The organism is Isoptericola haloaureus, from assembly GCF_036689775.1.
Taxonomy (GTDB): Bacteria; Actinomycetota; Actinomycetes; order Actinomycetales; family Cellulomonadaceae; genus Isoptericola; species Isoptericola haloaureus.
In genome coordinates this window covers 1-391 of the sequence record NZ_JBAGLP010000092.1, presented here as the reverse complement: position 1 = coordinate 391, position 391 = coordinate 1, and the positions used below count along the sequence as shown (strand labels likewise).

Below are 391 nucleotides of genomic sequence, written 5' to 3'. Positions count from 1 at the left end.
GACGGGGTCGCGGGCGCGCCGCCGCCGTAGCCGGGCAGCGGGGCGCCGGCCCCGCAGGCGGCGGGCAGGGCGGCGGGCGCCACGAGCGCGACGGCCCCCGCGGTCCGACGACGGTGCGGTGAGCGCTGCACGGTGCGATGGTGTGCAACGCGCGGTTGAGCTGTCGGTCGCCGGAGCGGTTGAGGCGGGGTCGGTTGGCGGCTCGTCCGCTGGTGGCGGGGAGGGGGGCGGCGCCGGCGCGCGTCGCGACCGCGGGTTCGGAGTTGAGGGGTCCTGGGTCGGCCCAGGCACGGAGCACGGACGCGGCCACGATCGGGCCGCGGCCGGGCTGGTCCAGGCGGTCGGGGCGCCAGGACCGGACGATCGGCAGGAGCGCTTTCTCGGGGATGGC

1 protein-coding gene is annotated in these 391 nt (G+C 79.8%); it reads right to left on the bottom strand.

Annotated elements, in window-relative coordinates:
* The coding region (locus tag V5O49_RS17000; RefSeq protein WP_405001122.1) for a transposase at positions 1-337 on the bottom strand (337 nt) is incomplete at its 3' end.
* Positions 338-391: the final 54 nt, after the last annotated feature.